Source organism: Aurantimonas marina (assembly GCF_017183135.1).
Lineage (GTDB): Bacteria > Pseudomonadota > Alphaproteobacteria > Rhizobiales > Rhizobiaceae > Aurantimonas > Aurantimonas marina.
In genome coordinates, this window is sequence record NZ_JADDXW010000015.1 from 1 (window position 1) to 19,204 (window position 19,204).

22 protein-coding genes are annotated in these 19,204 nt (G+C 64.0%); 15 read left to right on the forward strand and 7 right to left on the reverse strand.

The window, feature by feature from the left end; translation table 11 throughout:
- The 3 genes from ING15_RS15440 to ING15_RS15450 form a co-directional block, all read right to left on the reverse strand.
- Nucleotides 1-980 (reverse strand): AAA family ATPase (locus ING15_RS15440; protein ID WP_206455735.1); only part of this gene is annotated, 980 nt, incomplete at its 3' end.
- Complete coding sequence (locus ING15_RS19975; RefSeq protein ID WP_206455736.1) at nt 977-1,177, reverse strand: KTSC domain-containing protein; 201 nt, start codon at nt 1,175-1,177, stop codon at nt 977-979. The genes ING15_RS15440 and ING15_RS19975, both read right to left, overlap by 4 nt.
- A gap of 120 nt (nt 1,178-1,297) precedes the next feature.
- The gene (locus ING15_RS15450) at nt 1,298-1,597 is read right to left on the reverse strand and encodes a type 2 periplasmic-binding domain-containing protein (RefSeq protein ID WP_206455737.1); all 300 of its coding nucleotides are present in this window, start codon (nt 1,595-1,597) and stop codon (nt 1,298-1,300) included.
- Between ING15_RS15450 and ING15_RS19980 the strand changes: the two genes are divergently transcribed.
- Nucleotides 1,564-1,641 (forward strand): DUF2019 domain-containing protein, encoded by a 78-nt coding sequence (locus tag ING15_RS19980; RefSeq protein WP_210348917.1) that lies wholly within the window; start codon nt 1,564-1,566, stop codon nt 1,639-1,641. The two genes, ING15_RS15450 and ING15_RS19980, sit on opposite strands and share 34 nt — an antisense overlap.
- A gap of 249 nt (nt 1,642-1,890) precedes the next feature.
- Nucleotides 1,891-2,328 carry a ferritin-like domain-containing protein gene (locus ING15_RS15460; protein WP_332873843.1) on the forward strand — a complete coding sequence of 146 codons (438 nt, stop codon included), beginning with the start codon at nt 1,891-1,893 and terminating at the stop codon, nt 2,326-2,328.
- A gap of 254 nt (nt 2,329-2,582) precedes the next feature.
- Here ING15_RS15460 and ING15_RS15465 read toward each other — a convergent pair whose 3' ends face one another.
- Nucleotides 2,583-3,533 carry a LysR family transcriptional regulator gene (locus ING15_RS15465; RefSeq protein ID WP_206455739.1) on the reverse strand — a complete coding sequence of 317 codons (951 nt, stop codon included), beginning with the start codon at nt 3,531-3,533 and terminating at the stop codon, nt 2,583-2,585.
- 131 nt (nt 3,534-3,664) lie between these two features.
- On the opposite strand from ING15_RS15465, the gene ING15_RS15470 reads away from it, so the two are divergent.
- The 7 genes from ING15_RS15470 (at nt 3,665) to rpe (ending at nt 10,769) form a co-directional block, all read left to right on the forward strand.
- Nucleotides 3,665-4,705, forward strand: a complete 1,041-nt coding sequence (locus ING15_RS15470) for a class 1 fructose-bisphosphatase (RefSeq protein ID WP_206455740.1) — start codon at nt 3,665-3,667, stop codon at nt 4,703-4,705.
- Between the two features lie 55 nt (nt 4,706-4,760).
- Nucleotides 4,761-5,636 carry a phosphoribulokinase gene (locus ING15_RS15475; RefSeq protein ID WP_206455741.1) on the forward strand — a complete coding sequence of 292 codons (876 nt, stop codon included), beginning with the start codon at nt 4,761-4,763 and terminating at the stop codon, nt 5,634-5,636.
- A gap of 67 nt (nt 5,637-5,703) precedes the next feature.
- Nucleotides 5,704-6,786 carry a class II fructose-bisphosphate aldolase gene (gene fba, locus ING15_RS15480; protein ID WP_206455742.1) on the forward strand — a complete coding sequence of 361 codons (1,083 nt, stop codon included), beginning with the start codon at nt 5,704-5,706 and terminating at the stop codon, nt 6,784-6,786.
- Between the two features lie 163 nt (nt 6,787-6,949).
- A complete protein-coding gene (locus ING15_RS15485; protein WP_206455743.1) occupies nt 6,950-8,410 on the forward strand; it encodes a form I ribulose bisphosphate carboxylase large subunit in 1,461 nt (486 codons plus the stop codon).
- A 112-nt stretch (nt 8,411-8,522) separates the two neighbouring features.
- On the forward strand, nt 8,523-8,945 hold the full coding sequence (locus tag ING15_RS15490) for a ribulose bisphosphate carboxylase small subunit (RefSeq protein WP_206455744.1): 423 nt from the start codon (nt 8,523-8,525) through the stop codon (nt 8,943-8,945).
- Between the two features lie 136 nt (nt 8,946-9,081).
- Nucleotides 9,082-10,104 carry a CbbX protein gene (gene cbbX / locus ING15_RS15495; RefSeq protein WP_232845804.1) on the forward strand — a complete coding sequence of 341 codons (1,023 nt, stop codon included), beginning with the start codon at nt 9,082-9,084 and terminating at the stop codon, nt 10,102-10,104.
- Entirely contained in the window at nt 10,101-10,769 is a 669-nt protein-coding gene (gene rpe / locus ING15_RS15500; RefSeq protein ID WP_206455745.1) for a ribulose-phosphate 3-epimerase, read from the forward strand. Before cbbX ends, rpe begins: the two co-directional genes overlap by 4 nt.
- Nucleotides 10,770-10,802: 33 nt before the next feature.
- Here rpe and ING15_RS15505 read toward each other — a convergent pair whose 3' ends face one another.
- Nucleotides 10,803-11,066 (reverse strand): BrnA antitoxin family protein, encoded by a 264-nt coding sequence (locus ING15_RS15505; protein WP_206455746.1) that lies wholly within the window; start codon nt 11,064-11,066, stop codon nt 10,803-10,805.
- 68 nt (nt 11,067-11,134) lie between these two features.
- Here ING15_RS15505 and ING15_RS19565 point away from each other — a divergent pair, with 68 nt between their 5' ends.
- The 6 genes from ING15_RS19565 (at nt 11,135) to ING15_RS19765 (ending at nt 15,855) form a co-directional block, all read left to right on the forward strand.
- Nucleotides 11,135-11,383, forward strand: coding sequence for a hypothetical protein (locus tag ING15_RS19565; protein ID WP_232845805.1), 249 nt, complete (start codon nt 11,135-11,137; stop codon nt 11,381-11,383).
- 73 nt (nt 11,384-11,456) lie between these two features.
- Nucleotides 11,457-12,599, forward strand: coding sequence for an acyl-CoA dehydrogenase family protein (locus ING15_RS15515; RefSeq protein ID WP_206455747.1), 1,143 nt, complete (start codon nt 11,457-11,459; stop codon nt 12,597-12,599).
- 20 nt (nt 12,600-12,619) lie between these two features.
- Nucleotides 12,620-13,666: an enoyl-CoA hydratase/isomerase family protein gene (locus ING15_RS15520; RefSeq protein ID WP_206455748.1), complete on the forward strand. Its 1,047-nt coding sequence runs from the start codon at nt 12,620-12,622 to the stop codon at nt 13,664-13,666.
- Complete coding sequence (gene mmsB, locus ING15_RS15525; RefSeq protein ID WP_206455749.1) at nt 13,663-14,523, forward strand: 3-hydroxyisobutyrate dehydrogenase; 861 nt, start codon at nt 13,663-13,665, stop codon at nt 14,521-14,523. The genes ING15_RS15520 and mmsB overlap by 4 nt, the downstream gene beginning before the upstream one ends.
- 106 nt (nt 14,524-14,629) lie before the next feature.
- The gene (locus ING15_RS15530) at nt 14,630-15,733 is read left to right on the forward strand and encodes an alcohol dehydrogenase family protein (protein ID WP_232845806.1); all 1,104 of its coding nucleotides are present in this window, start codon (nt 14,630-14,632) and stop codon (nt 15,731-15,733) included.
- Entirely contained in the window at nt 15,730-15,855 is a 126-nt protein-coding gene (locus ING15_RS19765; RefSeq protein ID WP_269812752.1) for a hypothetical protein, read from the forward strand. Before ING15_RS15530 ends, ING15_RS19765 begins: the two co-directional genes overlap by 4 nt.
- Nucleotides 15,856-15,883: 28 nt before the next feature.
- On the opposite strand, the gene ING15_RS15535 is transcribed toward ING15_RS19765, so the two are convergent.
- Both ING15_RS15535 and ING15_RS15540 read right to left on the reverse strand, forming a co-directional pair.
- Complete coding sequence (locus tag ING15_RS15535) at nt 15,884-16,366, reverse strand: DUF305 domain-containing protein (protein WP_206455750.1); 483 nt, start codon at nt 16,364-16,366, stop codon at nt 15,884-15,886.
- A 55-nt stretch (nt 16,367-16,421) separates the two neighbouring features.
- Nucleotides 16,422-18,959 (reverse strand): heavy metal translocating P-type ATPase, encoded by a 2,538-nt coding sequence (locus tag ING15_RS15540; RefSeq protein WP_206455751.1) that lies wholly within the window; start codon nt 18,957-18,959, stop codon nt 16,422-16,424.
- Nucleotides 18,960-19,204: the final 245 nt, after the last annotated feature.

The window sequence follows — 19,204 nt, forward strand, 5'->3', positions numbered from 1 at the left end:
CCTAGTAAGGCCATCAAATACGTTCTTTGCAGGCCGTGCCCGAAAATTTCCGGAGCACCGAGTACGCGGCCGTCCTTGAAGATTGTGCTAATCGTCGGTTCGCGTAAGATCAAAGTTTCTGGATTATCCCACTGAAGCGCGACATCGACTCTAGAGGTGGTAAGGGATTTAAAAAGCTTGTCAATATCGCCCCCGACATCTTTCAGGGCATCACCAGAATCCTCAATAGCTTTCTTTAGTTCTATGCCTGCATTATCTTGAATTTCTTTGATTTTTTCGGAAAAATTGTGTTTAGATCTGATTGCTAAAAGTATCAGCTTGGAAAAAGCGGAGTTTCGTAATTCAGAGGCCTCTGCGGAAACGTCTTTCACTGCTGGAACGTAAATCCAGTCAAGATGTCGTCGGATTTTATGTATTGGACCCGCCGCACCGTAAGCGTTTTCTTCGCTAGGAATTGCCACGTGTTCGGAATCCCTTTTCCCCTCAAAATCTCTCAGAGCAGCCTCGGCGTCACCCATGTTCTTCCAAGGTGGAAGGTGCGCGCCTTCTCCGCGAAGCCGCTCATAAATGGATTTCTTAGCAGTGGCATTGGGAGCCGCAAAGAAAGGAGCAAGTTGGGGCAAGCCGTATCGGACGCCTCGGCACTTGGTCGAGACACCGCCCGAGGCGGATCTCGACGCTACCAAATCAAATACGACGCGGCCGTTTCTAACGTAATGTGAGAGATCTGCGCATGCTTGTTCTGTGAGATCAGAGAATTCATATCGTATATGCAGATCAGCTTCACCTGCGTCGACATGAAAGTCAGCGCTCGCTAGCGTTGATCCGCGCACTGACTCGTCATAGAGCGCGGAAATCGCCGTAAGAATGGTCGACTTTCCGCAATTGTTCGGACCGACAAATGAGACGTAATCAGCCAGTTCGATTTCTTCTCTTCTAAAACAGCGGAAATTGGTAAATTGCAATTTATCAAGCTTCATGGTTGATCCGTAAAAATGTCCCTTATGTGTTCGTTATAGAATTGCCCTTTCGAACTCGATCTTAAAAGACCTTCGTATACATCTCGAGGTACGCCATAATACGTATATAAGCGTCCGGACGTGAAGACGATATCGAGTTCTTCGGAATGATCACGATATTCGACGTACGTCATCGCACTTGAGGAGACTGCAGGCATCCCTTGATCCTCCAGATGAATACACTGCTAGGGTGCACGATTCATTCCGTTTCGCCAAGGTTCAAAAAGGCATAGATCGAAAGCTGATCCTTTTCGATCAAATCGAACCATGCCGCCCCCTCAGCCCTCCGGCGCCATTCCCTCGGCCGGGTAGAGCTTGTCGAGCAGCGGCAAATGGGCGTCGCCGCGCTTGACGAGAAACTCCTTGAAGACGATGTCGGCCGGGGCGGCCATGCGCTCCTGGCGGCTGACCGCCTGCCATTGCCTCATGATCGGCAGGTCGGCGGCGTCGAGGATCACCAGTCGCGCCATCTCCACCTCGAAGGCGATGGTGTGGGCCGAGATGAAGGTGATGGCCTGCGCCTCATCCCAACGCGCAAATCCGGTTGAACGCGGCTCATGCCACGCTCGCCGTGGCACCGGCGCTGGCGCGCGAGGCGCTGGAAACAATCTCGGCGCGGTAGTCAGGACCGCAGGCAATGGATGCGGGAATGGCGATTCACATGCTCGACGACGGGCGGTTCGTGCCGAAGTGAGGGTCCAGCGCTCAAGAGGTACCTGACAGACGGCGCAGCCGAAGGCTGCGACCGTGACCCTCGCACCGATCCCGCCGAGCCTTCCGCCGCCCGCTGCGGGCGTCCGCCATCGCGGAACGGGAACCCGGCTCGTGCGTTCCGAGACGCAGACACGCAAAAGAACCAAGGAGCATGATCGTGGACAATGGACTTTCGATTCTCGGGACACTCACCGACACCGCCGCAGACAGCGCGTTGGGGTACGAGACCGCCGCCGAGAAGGCCAGGAACCCGGGCCTGAAACAGACCCTTCGCGAGCAGGCGACCAAACGCCGCGAGACCGTGCGCATGCTGAACGACGAAATCGTTCGTCTCGGTGGCGACAGACGCGAAAAGGGCAGCACCCTGGGTGCCGCGCACCGTGCCTTCACCAGCCTGGCGGACGCGTTCCAGGACAGCGACAAGGCGGCGGCAGAGCGGGTGGAAGAGGGCGAGGACTACATCGCCAAGAAGTTCCAGGAGGCGCTGGAACGCTCGGACCTGGCCCCCGAGACCCGGAGCGTGGTCGAACGCGCGCATGCCGAGATCAGCGCCGGCGAGCGGCTGGCCGATCGGCTGGAAAAGCAGTTCGACTGACACGAAGGTCCCGGTGGAGACGAGGCTGGCGAGGGCGCATCGCCCTCGCCAGCCCGCGGGAGCGGCTTCCCGAAAAGCGAAGTCGGGCGCGTCGCTGACGCTCCCGCTTCCTCCCAGCGCAATTCAGGTCGGTCTTGCGCAAGCGGGCGGCAAGCCTGCCGCGCGCGACCGGACCGGAGCGGGGATGCCGCTGCCAGATATGCCATTACCGAATACGCGTCCGGTCGCTGCTCCCATGTGACGAAGCGGCCTCCTCAGCCCTCGGCCACCAGCCCCTCGGCCGGGTAGAGCTTGCCGAGCAGTGGCAGATGGGCGGCGCCGCGCTTGATGAGAAACTCCTTGAAAGCGATCTCGGCCGGGGCGGCCATGCGCTCCTTGCGGCAGACCGCGAACCACTGCCGGCGAATCGGCAGATGCGCCACGTCGAGGACGACCAGCCGCCCCATCTCCACCTCGAAGGCAATCGTGTGGGCCGATATGAAGGCGATGCCGAGCCCGGCCATCACCGCCTGCTTGATGGTCTCGTTGGAGCCCATCTCGACGCTGACCTCGTCCAGCTCGCCGGGATGGCCGGCGAAGAATCCCTCCAGCGAGGCGCGGGTGCCAGAGCCGGGCTCGCGAATGATGATGGTTTCCTTCAAGAGCCGCGCCCGGTCGATGTCGCGGGCCCTGGCGAGGGGATGCCCGGGGGCCGCGATCATCACCAGCGGATGGTCGCCGAACACCATCGCGTCGACCGGAAACTCGATCGGCGGCCGCCCCATCAGCGCGATGTCGAGCTGATAGGATTTCAGATCCCGGATGATCTCCAACCGGTTGCCGACGATCAGCTTGATCTCGATGTCGGGGTATTCGCGCCGGAACGCGGCGATCAGCCGGGGCGCGAAATATTTCGCCGTCGACAGGACGCCGAGCCGGATCGTGCCCGAGCGCACGCCCTTGATCGCCAGGATCTCGTCGGAGAGCGCCCGGAGCGTCGTTTCGATGGCATTGGCGGCGTCCAGCACCGCCGCACCCGCAACGGTCAGGCGCATGCCCTCGCGGGTGCGGTCGAACAATGCCAGTCCGCAATCGTCTTCCAGCTGCTTTAGCTGTAATGTCACCGCCGGCGCGGTGAGGCCGAGCTGCCGGGAGGCGGCGGCGATCGTCCCGTGCTGGTCGATCGCCTGGATCGATCGCAGCTGTCGCAATGTGAGGTTACGCATAACCGATCCATAATTTAATTTATCGATCGGGTAAAGATAATGAATTTTACTTAGCTACGAGCGCCATCCAACATCCTTCCAACGACGGGTGAACGGCGACGCGGAGCTTCGACGCCACCCAGGAGGAAACCATGCCCTCGTCTCTCGACGCCTATCTTCAGTCCGCCGCGGGCTCCGACCCGACCCGCGAAACGGTCGCCGAAACGGTCCGTCAGCTCTGCTCGGCCGCGATCAAGCTGCGCGACACGATCATCGCCGGCGGCGGCGACAATCTCGGCTCGTCGCGCGAGGCGACCAACGCCGGCGGCGATGTGCAGAAGGAACTCGACGTCGTCGCCGACCGGCTGTTCATGGACGCGGCGAAGGCGTCGGCCATCGCCTTCTACGGTTCGGAGGAACAGGACGAGCCGGTGACGCTCGACCCGGCCGGGACGCTCGCTCTGGCGATCGATCCGCTGGACGGCTCGTCCAACATCGACACCAATGTGTCGGTCGGCACGATCTTCTCGATCCTGCCGGTGACTGAGGAACACAGGGCGGACCCGGGCTCGGTGTTCCGGCAGCCGGGCTCGCGCCAACTGGGCGCCGGCTTCTTCATCTACGGGCCGCAACTCTTGCTGGTGCTGTCGCTCGGTAACGGCACGGCGGTCTTCATCTTCTCGCCCGGCGCCAGCGGCTTCGTCGAGCTGAAGGGGGCGGTGGAGATTCCGGACCGGACCAGCGAGTTCGCCATCAACGCGTCGAACTATCGGCACTGGGACCCGCAGATCCGCAACTATATCGACGATTGCCTCGCCGGCGCGGAGGGGCCGCGCGAGCGCGAGTTCAACATGCGCTGGATCGCCTCGATGGTCGCCGACGGCTACCGCATCCTGGTGCGCGGCGGCATCTTTCTGTATCCGGGCGACGCGCGGAAGGGCTATGCCAAGGGCCGGCTGCGGCTGGTCTACGAGGCCAATCCGGTCGCCTTCTGCGTCGAGAACGCCGGGGGGAAGGCGACCGACGGCATCAACCGCATTCTGGACATCGTGCCGGAGGGGCTGCATGCGCGCACGCCGCTGGTGTTCGGCTCGCGGCGCGAGGTCGAACGGGTCGGCCGCTACATCGCCGATCCGGCGGCGCTGAGCGAGCGCTCGCCACTGTTCGGCAAGCGCAGCCTGTTCAGAGCCTGAGGGAAGAAAGGACCCGAAGCGGGAGTGCTTCGGGTCCGGGAGGAGACACTAAAACATGTCGGCCAAGCATCCGATCATCGCCATTACCGGCTCGTCCGGCGCCGGGACGACGTCGGTGAAGAACATCTTCGACCAGATCTTCCGCCGCGAGGAGGTCAAGGCGGTGTTCATCGAGGGCGACGCGTTCCATCGCTACGACCGGCAGGCGATGAAGGACAAGATGGCCGAGGAGGAGCGCAACGGTAACCGCAACTTCTCGCATTTCAGCCCCGAGGCGAACATCCTCGACAAGCTGCAGGAGGTGTTTTCCGACTATGGCCGCAAGGGCGGTGGCGAGACCCGACACTACATTCACGACGATGCCGAGGCGAAGCTCTATGGCGCGGCGCCCGGCACGTTCTCGGACTGGGCGGGACTGGAAGAGGGCAGCGACCTTCTATTTTACGAGGGCCTGCATGGCTGCGTGAAGACCGACACGGTCGATCTTGCCGTGCTCGCCGATCTTAAGATCGGCGTGGTGCCGGTGATCAATCTCGAATGGATCCAGAAGATCCACCGCGACAAGGCCTCGCGCGGCTATTCCACCGAGGCGGTGATGGACGTGATCCTGCGCCGCATGCCGGACTATGTGAAATACATCTGCCCGCAATTCGCCCGCACCAACATCAACTTCCAGCGCGTGCCGATCGTCGACACGTCCGACCCGTTCATCGCGCGCTGGATCCCGACAGCGGACGAATCAATGATTGTCATCCGCTTCGCCAACCCGCGCGGCATCGACTTTCCGTATCTCCTGTCGATGATCCCCGGCAGCTTCATGTCGCGCGCCAATTCCATCGTCGCCCCGGGCAACAAGCTCGACATCGCCATGCAACTCATCCTGACGCCGCTGATCATGCAACTGATGGAAAAGAAACGCCGCGCGTCCTGAGCGCTGGTCGACGGGCTCGCCCGTCGACCAGGACCGACGCGGCCCGTATCAAGGAGACCAGACCCTTATGGCCAAGATCACCCTCCGCCAGCTTCTCGATCACGCCGCCGAGAACGACTACGGCGTTCCCGCCTTCAATATCAACAACATGGAGCAGGGACTGGCGATCATGGAGGCGGCCGCCAAGAGCGACGCCCCGGTGATCATGCAGGCCTCACGCGGGGCGCGCTCCTACGCCAAGGACATCATGCTGTCGAAGATGATGGACGCGCTGGTCGAGATGTTTCCGCAGATCCCGGTCTGCATCCACCAGGACCACGGCAACAACGAGCAGACCTGTCTGTCGGCGATTCGCCACGGCTTTACCTCGGTGATGATGGACGGTTCGCTGGAAGCCGACATGACCACGCCCGCCTCCTACGACTACAATGTCGACATCACCGAGCGGGTAACCCGGATGGCCCATTGGGTCGGCGCCTCGGTCGAGGGCGAACTCGGCGTGCTTGGCTCGCTGGAGACCGGCGAAGGCGAGAAGGAGGATGGCGTCGGCTTCGAGGGCAAGCTGGAAACCGACCAGCTTCTGACCGACCCGGAGCAGGCCGTCGACTTCGTCCGCCGGACCAAGGTGGATGCGCTCGCCATCGCCATGGGTACCTCGCACGGCGCGTATAAGTTCACCCGCAAGCCCGACGGCGAGATCCTCGCCATGCACATCATTGAGGCGATCCACCAGAAGCTGCCGAACACGCATCTGGTCATGCACGGCTCCTCCTCGGTGCCGGAGGACCTGCAGGCGATCATCAACAAATATGGCGGCAAGATGCGCGAGACCTACGGCGTACCGGTCGAGGAGATCGTCCGCGGCATCAGGCACGGCGTCCGCAAGGTCAATATCGACACCGACTGCCGCATGGCGATGACCGGCCAGTTCCGCCGGGTGGCGATTGAAAAGCCGGAGGAGTTCGATCCGCGCAAGTTCCTGGTGCCGGCGATGGACGCGCTGAAGACGCTCTGCCTCGACCGGTACGAGCGCTTCGGCTGTGCCGGTCAGGCGGGCAAGATCCGGCCGCTGTCGCTCGACGCCATGGCGGCGCGCTACGCCAAGGGCGAACTCGAACCGCGCATCGCAGTGCGCCAGGCCGCCGAGTAGGGCGGGCCGTCACCTGGCCGGTTGATCGGCCGGGCGGCAAACGAACCGAGACAAAGCTGAATCACAACGGCGCGAGGCACCCCTCGCGGCGAACGGAGAAGTCGTGCCGAAATTTGCCGAGCTGGCGATGGCACCCAACCAGGGATCCAGGAAGGAGAGCGCTATGCAACAGGCCTCGCAGACCATCAAGGGCAAGGACCGCTATAAGTCCGGCGTCATGGAATACCGCAAGATGGGTTATTGGGAGCCCGACTACGAGCCGAAGGAAACCGACGTCATCGCCTGTTTCCGGATCATCCCCCAGGACGGGGTGGATCCGATCGAGGCGGCCGCCGCCGTGGCGGGCGAAAGCTCCACGGCCACATGGACCGTGGTGTGGACCGATCGGCTGACGGCGGCGGAAAAGTACCGCGCCAAGGCGTATCGCGTCGACCAGGTGCCGAACACCGAGGATCAATATTTCGCCTATATCGCCTACGATCTCGACCTGTTCGAATCCGGCTCGATCGCCAACCTCACCGCCTCGATCATCGGCAACGTCTTCGGCTTCAAGCCGCTGAAAGGGCTACGGCTCGAGGACATGCGGCTGCCGACCGCCTATGTGAAGACGTTCCAGGGGCCGGCGACCGGCATCGTCGTCGAGCGCGAGCGCCTCGACAAGTTCGGACGGCCGCTGCTCGGCGCGACGGTGAAGCCGAAGCTCGGTCTTTCCGGGCGCAATTACGGCCGCGTCGTCTACGAGGCGCTGAAGGGCGGACTCGACTTCACCAAGGACGACGAGAACATCAACTCGCAGCCCTTCATGGATTGGCGCGAGCGCTTTCTCTACTGCATGGAGGCGGTCAACAAGGCGCAGGCCGCCACCGGCGAGATCAAGGGCAGCTATCTCAACGTCACCGCTGCGACCATGGAGGATATGTACGAGCGCGCCGAGTTCGCCAAGGAGCTCGGGTCGAGCATCATCATGATCGACCTGGTCATCGGCTGGACGGCGATACAGTCGATGGCCAAGTGGGCACGCCGCAACAACATGATCCTGCACCTGCACCGCGCCGGCCACTCGACCTATACGCGCCAGAAGACCCACGGCGTGTCGTTCCGTGTCATCGCCAAATGGTCGCGTCTGGCCGGTGTCGACCACATCCATGCCGGCACGGTCGTCGGCAAGCTGGAGGGCGATCCGGCGACGACCAAGGGCTATTACGACATCTGCCGCGACGAGTTCACGTCGAAGAAGCTGGAGAACGGCATCTTCTTCGACCAGCCCTGGGCCTCGCTGAACAAGATGATGCCGGTCGCCTCAGGCGGCATCCACGCCGGCCAGATGCACCAGCTGATCGACCTTCTGGGCGAGGACGTCGTCTTGCAGTTCGGTGGTGGCACGATCGGTCACCCGATGGGCATCGCCGCCGGCGCGACGGCCAATCGCGTGGCGCTCGAATGCATGATCCTCGCCCGTAACGAGGGCCGCGACATCGTCAACGAGGGGCCGGACATCCTCAACGAGGCGGCGAAAAGCTGCACGCCGTTGAAACAGGCGCTCGATACCTGGAAGGACGTGACCTTCAACTACACCTCGACCGACTCGCCCGATTACCAGGTGACGGCGACGGCTTCGGCCTGAGCCGCCCAGGGCGGAGCGCGCCTCCTCTTCCGCGCTCCGCCCGTCATCATTCCCTCACAGCGGCCGCCCCGGCGCGCAGCGCCGCTCGCCGCCAGACTAAGGAACTCGATCCATGCGCATCACCCAGGGAGCCTTTTCGTTCCTGCCCGATCTCACCGACGAGCAGATCACCAGCCAGGTGCAATACTGTCTCGACAATGGTTGGGCGGTGAATCTGGAATATACCGACGACCCGCATCCGCGAAACACCTATTGGGACATGTGGGGCCATCCGATGTTCGACATCGCGGACGCGGCCGGTGTCATGATGGAGCTGACGGCGTGCCGCAAGGCCCATGGCGACCGCTACATCCGCATGTCGGCTTTCGATTCCAGCCATGGCTGGGAATCGGTGAAGCTCAGCTTCATCGTCAACCGGCCGAAGGAAGAGCCCGGCTTCCGCCTGCGCCGGCAGGAGATGGAAGGCCGCAACATCCGCTACACCACCGAGACCTACGCCACCGACAAGCCGGAAGGCGAACGGTACGCGGTGTAATCACCCCAGCCACCGTCATCCTCGGGACGGAGCCCGAGGATGACGAAGCGTCGGGGTCAGCGGCCTTTCTGTAAGGATAGCGCGGCCGCAGCCGCTGCGCTCAAGGCGCAAACCCAAGCAAACGGGAGGTCACCCAATGAGCTACCTCGACGAATTGAACAAAGGCGGAAAGTCCGACCGCGAAACCGCGCCCTCGACGACGACGGCGGAGCCGCAAGCAGCCGCGATTGGTGACAACGCTGACGAAACCGCCCCCATAACCGTCGACCTCAGGCGCGAATACGAGGATGCCGGCGTCAGGGAGGTGCTGGACGAACTCGATCGCGATCTCATCGGCCTCGCTCCGGTGAAGAAGCGGATTCGCGAGACCGCGGCGCTGCTTCTGGTCGAGCGGGCCCGCCGCCGGCTTGGCCTCGCCCACGAGACGCCGACGCTGCACATGAGCTTCACCGGCAATCCCGGCACCGGCAAGACGACGGTGGCGATGAAGATGGCGAACCTCCTCCATCGCCTCGGCTACATCCGCAAGGGCCATCTCGTCTCGGTCACCCGGGACGACCTCGTCGGCCAATATATCGGCCACACCGCGCCGAAGACCAAGGACATCCTCAAGAAGGCGATGGGCGGCGTCCTCTTCATCGACGAGGCCTATTATCTCTACCGTCCGGAGAACGAGCGCGACTACGGGCAGGAGGCGATCGAGATCCTGTTGCAGGTGATGGAGAACCAGCGCGACGACCTCGTCGTCATCCTCGCCGGCTATGCCGACCGGATGGACAAATTCTTCGAGTCGAACCCGGGATTTCGCTCGCGCATCGCCCACCACATCGACTTTCCCGACTATTCGAACGACGAGCTTTTGCGCATTTCGGTCGGCATGCTGGAGCGGCAGAACTATCACCTCGCCGACGAAGCGAAGGCGGTGCTGGCGCGTTATATCGAGCGGCGCCGGGCCCAGCCGCATTTCGCCAATGCCCGCTCGATCCGCAACGCGCTCGATCGGGCGCGGCTCAGACAGGCCAACCGGCTGTTCGAAACCGCCGAAAGTCCCTTGAATGCCGAGAAGCTTTCGCGCATCGAGGCGGAAGACATTTCCGCCAGCCGGGTCTTCAACGAACCGCCCGGCCGGGACGACGCCAGCACGCAGGAGACCCCATGACCAAGTCTGTCATCATCGCACCCTCGATCCTCTCGGCGGACTTCGCGCGCCTTGGCGAAGAGGTCGCGGCGGTCGACAAGGCCGGCGCCGACTGGATCCATCTCGATGTGATGGACGGGCACTACGTACCGAACATCACCTTTGGCCCGCCAGTGATCAAGGCGGTACGGACTTCGTCGAAGAAGGTGTTCGACTGCCATTTGATGATCGAGCCGTGCGACCCGTATCTGGAAGCCTTCGCCGAGGCTGGCTGCGATATCATCACGGTCCATGCCGAGGCGACTAGACATCTCGACCGCTCGCTGCAGGCGATCCGCGCGCTCGGCAAGAAGGCCGGCGTCTCGCTCAATCCGTCAACGCCGGAAAGCGTCATCCAGTACGTGCTCGACCGGCTCGACCTCGTCCTCCTGATGACGGTCAATCCGGGTTTCGGCGGGCAGGCCTTCATTCCCTCGGTCATCGACAAGGTGCGGCGGGTCAAGGCGATGATCGGCGACCGCGACATCCATATCGAGATCGACGGCGGCGTGACCTCCGAGACGGCCCCGCTGGTGGTCGAGGCCGGCGCCGACGTGCTCGTCGCCGGCTCGGCGATCTTCAAGGGCGGCACGCCGGCGCACTACGAAGCCAACATGAAGGCGATACGGGATGCGGCGGGGGGATGACGTCCATAAAGAAATCACGCGCCCGCAATTCACCTAGCTTCCGCGTCGCGCCTCGACATAGCTGCGCAAGACTGCGTTCATCCGGGTCAGATGGCCTTTGCCTTGCGCCTTGAAGAAATCCAGCACATCGGCATCGACCCGCAGATGCACAGACTTCTTGGGCTCCGGCTGAACGATTTTCGCCTTGTCCCAGAAATCCTGGCCGAGGTCCGGAGCGTCCGGCGCATCAGCTCTCGTTCGGCCCTTTCGTCCGCGCAGCTCGCCGAGCGATACTCTTGTCGTAACGGTCTCGGTCATTTCTGCCCGCCTTCCTCGCCGAAATGAGGCGTCTCGTTTCGTTTCGAAATGTGTAGATCACGACGTAAATGCTGACCGTCGTGCCTCCCGATGGCGCGAATTCGGATTTCACCATTGTCCGCGCGATCGTCTATCGCTTCAACGGTGGATCCAGCGAAGATTTGCGCGGCATCGATAAAGTCGACACCGTGCTTATCGAGATGGACGCAGCCTTCGTATCATCCCATTCGAACTCGATGGATGGACCCTCCGCCGAAGTTTGGATAATACACGAATTGTGTACCCATCCGCAAGCGTCGCGCCCCTCCCGCCCTTGAAGCGCTGCCCTCAGCCTTCTAGACCTGTTCTCGGCAGCGGCGCACTCCAGCCGCGGCAGGGGAGGAGACGCCGGTGGATTTCGCGCTGAGCGACGAGCAGGGCCAGATCTTCGCGGTGGCGCGGGATTTCGCCACCCAGAAGATGGCGCCCCACGCGGCAAGCTGGGAGGAAGACAAGGCGTTGCCGCGCGACGTGCTTGTCGAACTCGCCGGCCTCGGCATGGCGGCGATCGTCGTGCGCGACGATTACGGCTCGGGTCTCGCGCGGCTCGACGCGGCGCTGATCTTCGAGGCGCTGTCCTATGGCGACCCGTCGGTGGCAGCGTTCCTGTCGATCCACAACATGGTCGCCTGGATGGTCGACGCGTTCGGGACCGAGGAGCAGCGGGCCGAATGGTTGCCGAAGCTCGGCAGTATGGACAAGGTGGCGAGCTACTGCCTGACCGAGCCGGGTTCTGGCTCCGACGCGGCGGCGCTTCGCACCAGCGCCAAGCCCGACGGCAATGGCTATGTCCTGAACGGCACCAAGAGCTTCATTTCGGGCGCGGGCTTTTCCGACCTCTATGTCGTCATGGCGCGGACCGGCGAGGCGGGGCCGAGGGGGATTTCGGCGATCCTGGTCGAAGAGGGCACCGAGGGCCTCTCCTTCGGGGCGCAGGAAAAGAAGATGGGCTGGATCGCCCAGCCGACCGCCGAAGTGCGTTTCGAGGACTGCAAGGTGCCGGGCGGCGCGCTGCTCGGCGAGGAGGGCAAGGGCTTTGCCTATGCCATGATGGGGCTCGACAGCGGAAGGCTGAACATTTCCGCCTGCGCGCTGGGGGCGGCACAGGCGGCGCTCGACAAGTCGGTCGCCTACATGAAGGAGCGCAAGGCCTTCGGCAAGAATCTGACCGAGTTCCAGGCGTTGCAGTTCCGGCTCGCCGACATGGAGACCGAGTTGCAGGCGGCGCGCATCTTCCTGCGTCAGGCGGCGTGGAAGCTGGACACCAAGGCGCCCGACGCGACCAAGCATTGCGCCATGGCCAAGCGCTTCGTCACCGATACCAGCTTCAACGTCGCCAACATGGCGCTGCAACTGCATGGCGGCTACGGCTATCTCGCCGACTACGGCATCGAGAAGATTGTCCGGGATCTACGCGTCCACCAGATCCTCGAGGGCACCAACGAGATCATGCGGATGATCACCGCCCGCGCGCTTCTGGCCGAGCACGGGTGAGCGCGATGCGGGACGAGACGATGAGCGACGACGTGCTGATCCGGGTCGAGGGTTGGGCCGGGCGGATCACGCTGAACCGGCCGAAGGCGCTGAACGCGCTGACCTGGGAGATGGCGCGGGCGATCGAGGCGGCGTTGCGCGACTGGGCGGCGGATGATGCCGTGGCGCTGGTGATCATCGATGCGACCGGCGAGCGGGCATTTTGCGCCGGCGGCGATATCGCCGAGCTCTACCAGTACGGTCGTGCCGGCGATTTCGCCTATGGCCAGCGCTTCTGGGCCGAGGAATATTGCCTGAACCGGCTGATCGCCCATTACGACAAGCCTTATGTCGCGCTGATGGACGGCATCGTCATGGGCGGCGGCGTCGGGCTGGCGGCCCATGGCGGCCATCGCATCGTCACCGAGCGCTCGATGGTGGCGATGCCCGAATGCGGCATCGGTCTGGTGCCCGATGTCGGCGGCTCGCTGATCCTGGCGACGGCGCCGGGGCGGCTGGGGGAATATATCGGCACGACCGGTTTTCGCATGGGGTCGGCGGACGCGATCCTCGCCGGCTTCGCGGATGTCTGCGTGCCGTCCGAACGCTTGGCCGACCTCGTCGATCGGCTGATCGAGACAGGCGATGCCGCAACGATCGATGCCTTCGCCGAGACGCCGCCCGAAGGTGAGCTGGCCGGGCGGCGTGACGCGATCGACCAGTTGTTTGGCGGCCCGTCCGCCGCCGCGATCGTCGCGGCGCTGGAGGCGGATGGCAGCGAATTCGCCAAAACGACTTTGAAGGCGATCCGGCGCGGCTCGCCGATCTCGGTGGCGGCGACGCTGGCGATCCTGCGCGCGGTGCGCGACGATCCGACGATCGAGAACGCGCTCGCCCGCGAGTACCGTTTCACCTTCCGCAGCCAGGAACAAGGCGACTTCCTCGAAGGCATTCGCGCGGCGGTGATCGATAAGGACCGCCAGCCGCAATGGTCGGTGGCGCGGATCGAGGACCTGCCGCAGGAGCGGGTGGACGCGATCCTGGCGCCGCTCGGCGACGACGAACTCACGTGGGAGGATCAAGCATGAGGATCGGTTTCATCGGTCTCGGTAATATGGGCGCGCCGATGGCGAAAAACCTCGCCAAGGCGGGCCACGATGTGACCGGCTTCGACCCGGCCGGCGTCTCGGTCGACGGCGTTGCGGCAGGCGGCTCCCTGAATGAGGCGGTGCGGGGCATGGACGCCATCATCACCATGCTGCCCAATGGCGAGATCGTCCGCGCCGTGCATGGCGACATCGTCAAGGTCGCCGACAAGGGCGCGCTGATCATCGATTGCTCGACGGTCGACGTCGACAGTGCCCGCGCGGTCCACACGCTGGCCGAAGCGGCGGGGCTCCTGTCGCTCGACGCGCCGGTCTCCGGCGGCACCGGCGGGGCGGAGGCCGGCACGCTGACCTTCATGGTCGGCGGCGGCGAGGACGCCTTCGCCAAGGGCAAGGCGCTGTTCGACATCATGGGCCAGAAGGCGGTGTATTGCGGCGCGGCGGGCGCCGGACAGGCCGCGAAGATCTGCAACAACATGATCCTCGGCATTTCCATGATCGGCGTCTGCGAGGCGTTTCATCTCGCCGACAAGCTCGGCCTCGACCGGCAGGCGATGTTCGACGTCGCCTCGACTTCGTCCGGCTCGTGCTGGTCGATCAACACCTATTGCCCGGCGCCGGGCATCGGCCCGAAGAGCCCGGCCGACAACGACTACAAGCCAGGTTTTGCCGCCGAGCTGATGCTGAAGGATCTGAACCTGTCGCAGGAGGCGGCCGAAAGCGCCGGCGCGACCACCGAACTCGGCGGCCACGCCCGCGACATCTACGACGCCTTCGTCGCCGCGGGCGGCAAGGGCCGCGATTTCTCGGCGATTCTGGACAAGCTGTCGAAGGACTGAAGCGCGTGGAAAGGCCCGGCCATCCTTGCGTGCCGCCGCTCGACCTCGCTATCGACGAGGCAATGCGCGACCTCGTCGCCCGCAAGACGCGCTCGATGGAGGACACATGGTACTGACAACGAGGCCCATTCCACAAACGATGCACGGCGTCTTGCTGACCGGCCATGGAGGGCTGGACAAGCTCGATTACCGCACCGATCTCGCCGTGCCGCGGCCGGGCGCCGGAGAGGTCCTGATCCGCGTCCACGCGGCCGGAATCAACAACACCGACATCAACACCCGCACGGGCTGGTATTCCAAGGCCGTCACCGGGGCGAGCGGCGACGAAGGCGGGACCGGAGAGGCCAAGGATGCCTCCTGGTCAGGCACGCCGCTGCAACTGCCCCGCATACAGGGCGCGGATTGCTGCGGGACGATCGTCGCGGTCGGCGAGGGGGTGGACGAGGCACGGGTCGGAGAACGGGTCATTGTGGCCAGCATGCAGGCCTCGCTCGGAGACGGCGGAGCCTTCGACCTGGGAACGTTGGGTTCGGAACGCGACGGTGCCTTCGCGCAATATTGCATCGCCATCGCGGTCGAGACCCATGCCGTCGATACCGATCTGAGCGACATCGAACTCGGGGCGATCCCCTGCGCCTTCTCGACCGCCGAGGGCATGCTTCAGCGGGCCGGCGTAACCGGGGCGGATCGGGTCTTCGTCACCGGAGCGTCCGGCGGCGTGGGCATGGCCGCTGTTCAGCTGGCGCGGTTGCGGGGCGCGCGAATCGTTGCGCAGGCGAGTGCATCCAAGGCTGAAGCGGTTCGCGAGGCTGGCGCGGATGACGTCGTCGACCGCGACGCCGATCTGCTGATGCACCCTGGCGCACAGAGCATCGACGTGGTGATCGATGTGGTGGCCGGACCGGGGTTTGCGACCTCGATTGCGCTGCTGAAGCGCGGCGGCCGCTACGTGACCGCCGGCGCGATCGCCGGCCCCATGGTCGCGCTCGACGTCCGCGATCTGTATCTGAAGGATCTTTCCCTTTTCGGCAGCACGTTCCAGCCGCCATCCGTCTTCGCGGCGATCATCGAATACGTGAATTCTGGCCGGCTGCGGCCGATGGTGTCCAAGACCTACCCGCTCGCGGATATCCGCGCCGCGCAGGACGCCTTCATGGCCAAGACCTATGCGGGCAAGATCGTCCTCCTGCCGCCGGCTGACGAGGCGTGAAGAGCACCGCTTCCAGCGTCGAACAAGTCGCCATTTCGCCGGCGGGACGGCAGGGGGCGATCGCCGCGCGCAATATCCACGCGGCGATCCATGACCGTCTGCGCTACAGCCGGCTGATCTGAGGGGGCCGTAGCGGTCTGATCGAGGTGCTTACTTGCCGTCGATCTCCGGCGTTGCCTTCGGTCCGCCTTCCAAGTCGGCGATCAGCGCCTTCATTTCGGCGATTTCGAGGACCTGCGCCTTGATGATCTCGTCGGCGAGCTTGCGGACGCGCGGATCGGAAATCTGCGCCCGCTCGCTGGTCAGGATGGCGATGGAATGGTGCGGAATCATCGCTTCCATGTAATCCACGTCGTCGACGGTCACCTGGCTTCGGACAAGATAGAGAACGGCGGCGAAGGCCAGGAAGGCACCGAAGAAGATGCCGATATTCGCGCCCTTGTTGGGGAACATTCCGATCATATAGGCCAGCATCACGACGACCATCGTTGTTCCCATCAACAAGGCGACGTAGCCGCGCGTCTCGCTGAAGAACGCATGATCGATGATGTCGTAGCTCTCGAGATAGGTAATTCCGAACATCAGAACGACGGATGTTGCGACCATGAGGAACAGTTTAAGATAGGGAGACATAGGTTATTCACCTTCTACTTCGAGGATGCAAGGAGATGGCCGTCAACTAGGTGGATTATCGGGCGTCAAGATGGACTGACCTGAGCCTGAGCGCGTTGCCGATGACCGAGACCGACGAAAGGCTCATCGCGGCAGCGGCAAACACCGGCGAGATCAGGATGCCGAGGAAGGGATAGAGGATCCCCGCCGCCACCGGCACGCCGGCGGTATTGTAGATCATTGCGAAGAACAGGTTCTGCTTGATATTGCGCATGGTCGCCTGCGACAGCCGGCGGGCCCGCACGATGCCGTCGAGATTGCCCTTGACCAGAGTGATGCCGGCGCTCTCGATGGCGACGTCGGCGCCGGTGCCCATGGCGATGCCGACATCGGCCTGGGCCAGCGCCGGCGCATCGTTGACGCCGTCACCGGCCATCGCCACCTTGTGTCCCTCCGACTGCATTTCCTTGATGATGCGGGCCTTGTCCTCCGGCAGCACCTCGGCGCGGATTTCGTCGATGCCGAGCCGGCCGGCGATCGCCTTGGCCGTGCGCTCGTTGTCGCCGGTCGCCATGACGATGCGGAATCCCTCCGCATGCAGCGCCTTGATCGCCGCCGGCGTCGTCTCCTTCATCGGGTCGGCGACGCTGACGAGACCCGTGATCTCGCCGTCGACGACGATGAACATCACCGTCTCGCCCTGATCGCGCCGGGCGTTGGCGGACTCGATCAGCGCCGCGCCGTTGAGGCCAAGCTCCTGCATCAATCGGGCGTTGCCGAGCGCCACGGCCTTGCCGTCGACGATACCCTTCACGCCCATGCCGGTGATCGCCTCGAAGTCGGTCGCCGGGGTGAGGGCGGCGCCGCGCTCCTCGGCCCCGGCGACGATCGCCTCGGCCAGCGGATGTTCCGATCCGCGCTCCAGCGAAGCGGCGAGGCGCAGCACCTCGGCCTCGTCATGGCCGGATTCCGGCAGCACCGCGACCAGCCGCGGCTTGCCTTCGGTCAGCGTGCCGGTCTTGTCGACGATCAGCGTGTCGACCTTGGCGAAGCGCTCCAACGCCTCGGCGTTCTTGATCAGGACGCCAGCCTGGGCGCCGCGACCCGTTGCGGTCATGATCGACATCGGGGTGGCAAGGCCGAGCGCGCAGGGGCAGGCGATAATCAATACCGCGACCGCCGAGACCAGCGCATAGGCCAGCGCCGGCTCGGGTCCCCAGATCGCCCAGGCGATGAACGATAGAATTGCGACTCCGATGACCGCCGGCACGAAGTAACCCGCCACCGCATCGGCCAGTTTCTGGATCGGCGCGCGCGAGCGCTGGGCATTGGCCACCATCTCGACGATCTGACTGAGCATCGTGTCCTTGCCGACGCGCTTCGCTTCGATCACCAGGCTGCCGTTCTTGTTGATGGTGGCGCCGGTGACCTTGTCTCCGGGCGTCTTCTCCACCGGGATCGGCTCGCCGGTGAGCATCGATTCGTCGATCGAGGAGCGGCCGTCGACGACTTCGCCGTCCACTGGCACCTTGTCGCCGGGGCGCACGCGCAGCCGGTCGCCGAGCGCGACGTTTTCGAGCGGAATTTCCTCCTCGGTGCCGTCCGGACGGATCACCCGCGCGGTCTTGGCGGCGAGATCGAGCAATGCGCGGATGGCGGAACCGGTGCGCTCGCGCGCCCTGAGTTCCAGAATCTGGCCGAGCAGGACCAGCACGACGATCACCGCGCCGGCTTCGAAATAGACGCCGACGGTGCCGTCGGCGGTGCGGAAGCCGGCCGGGAAGATCTGCGGGAACAGGACGGCGACGACACTGAACAGATACGCCGCCAAGACGCCCATGCCGATCAGGCTGAACATGTTGAGGTTCATCGTCTTGAACGACTTGTAGCCTCGCACCAGAAACGGCCAGCCGGCCCACAGGATCACCGGCGTGGCCAAGACCAGCTCGATCCAGGCCGCCACATACTCGCCCGTCCAGCCGCGCACGGCGAGGCCAACATATTCGCCCATCGCCACGACCAGAAGCGGCACGGTGAGGATGCCGCCGATCCAAAAGCGGCGGGTGAAATCCACCAGCTCCGGATTAGGCCCTTCCTCGCCGGTTGGAACGCCCATCGGCTCCAGCGCCATGCCGCAGATCGGACAGTCGTCGGGATGATCCTCGACGATCTCGGGATGCATCGGGCAGGTGTACAGTGTCCCCTCGGGCATCGGCTCGGGCGCGGGACGGTCGCCGAGATATTTCTCGGGCTCGGCCTCGAATTTCTCATGGCAGCGCTCGGAGCAGAAATAGAATCGCTCGCCCTGATGCTTGGCCATGTGCCTGGCGCTGGCCCGCTCTACGGTCATGCCGCAGACCGGATCCTTGGCGGTGACATAGTCCTCGGGCGCCGCCTCGAACTTCTTGCGGCAACCCTCGGAGCAGAAGTGGAACGTATGGCCGTCGTGGACCGCCGTTGGCTTGCCGGCCTCGGGGTCGACCGTCATGCCGCAGACCGGATCGCGGAACAGGACGGGGTCGGCTCTGGTTTCCGGTGCGGAAGGTTCGCGGTGATCGTGGGCCTGATCGCCAGGCGAGACGGTGGCGCCGGCGTAGGTTTTTGTGGCGGACATGCGGGTGTCCTTCTTGAAAAGAGGAAGGCTGACAAGCTGCGACAGAGAGCCGTTCGGTCCATTTGGACCTTCCGGTTACTGGAAGGTCAAGGGGGCGTTCGGCGGTTAGTTCCGGGAGTGCCGACGGGGCCGCCACCGACCCCGGACACAGGCTGCGCGCCGCGAACTTCGCCCAGGCCGGACTTTTCCTTGGCGAATTGCGCTGTATGGTCCCGCCGGCGGGGGCTGCTCGATCCTCCGTATAG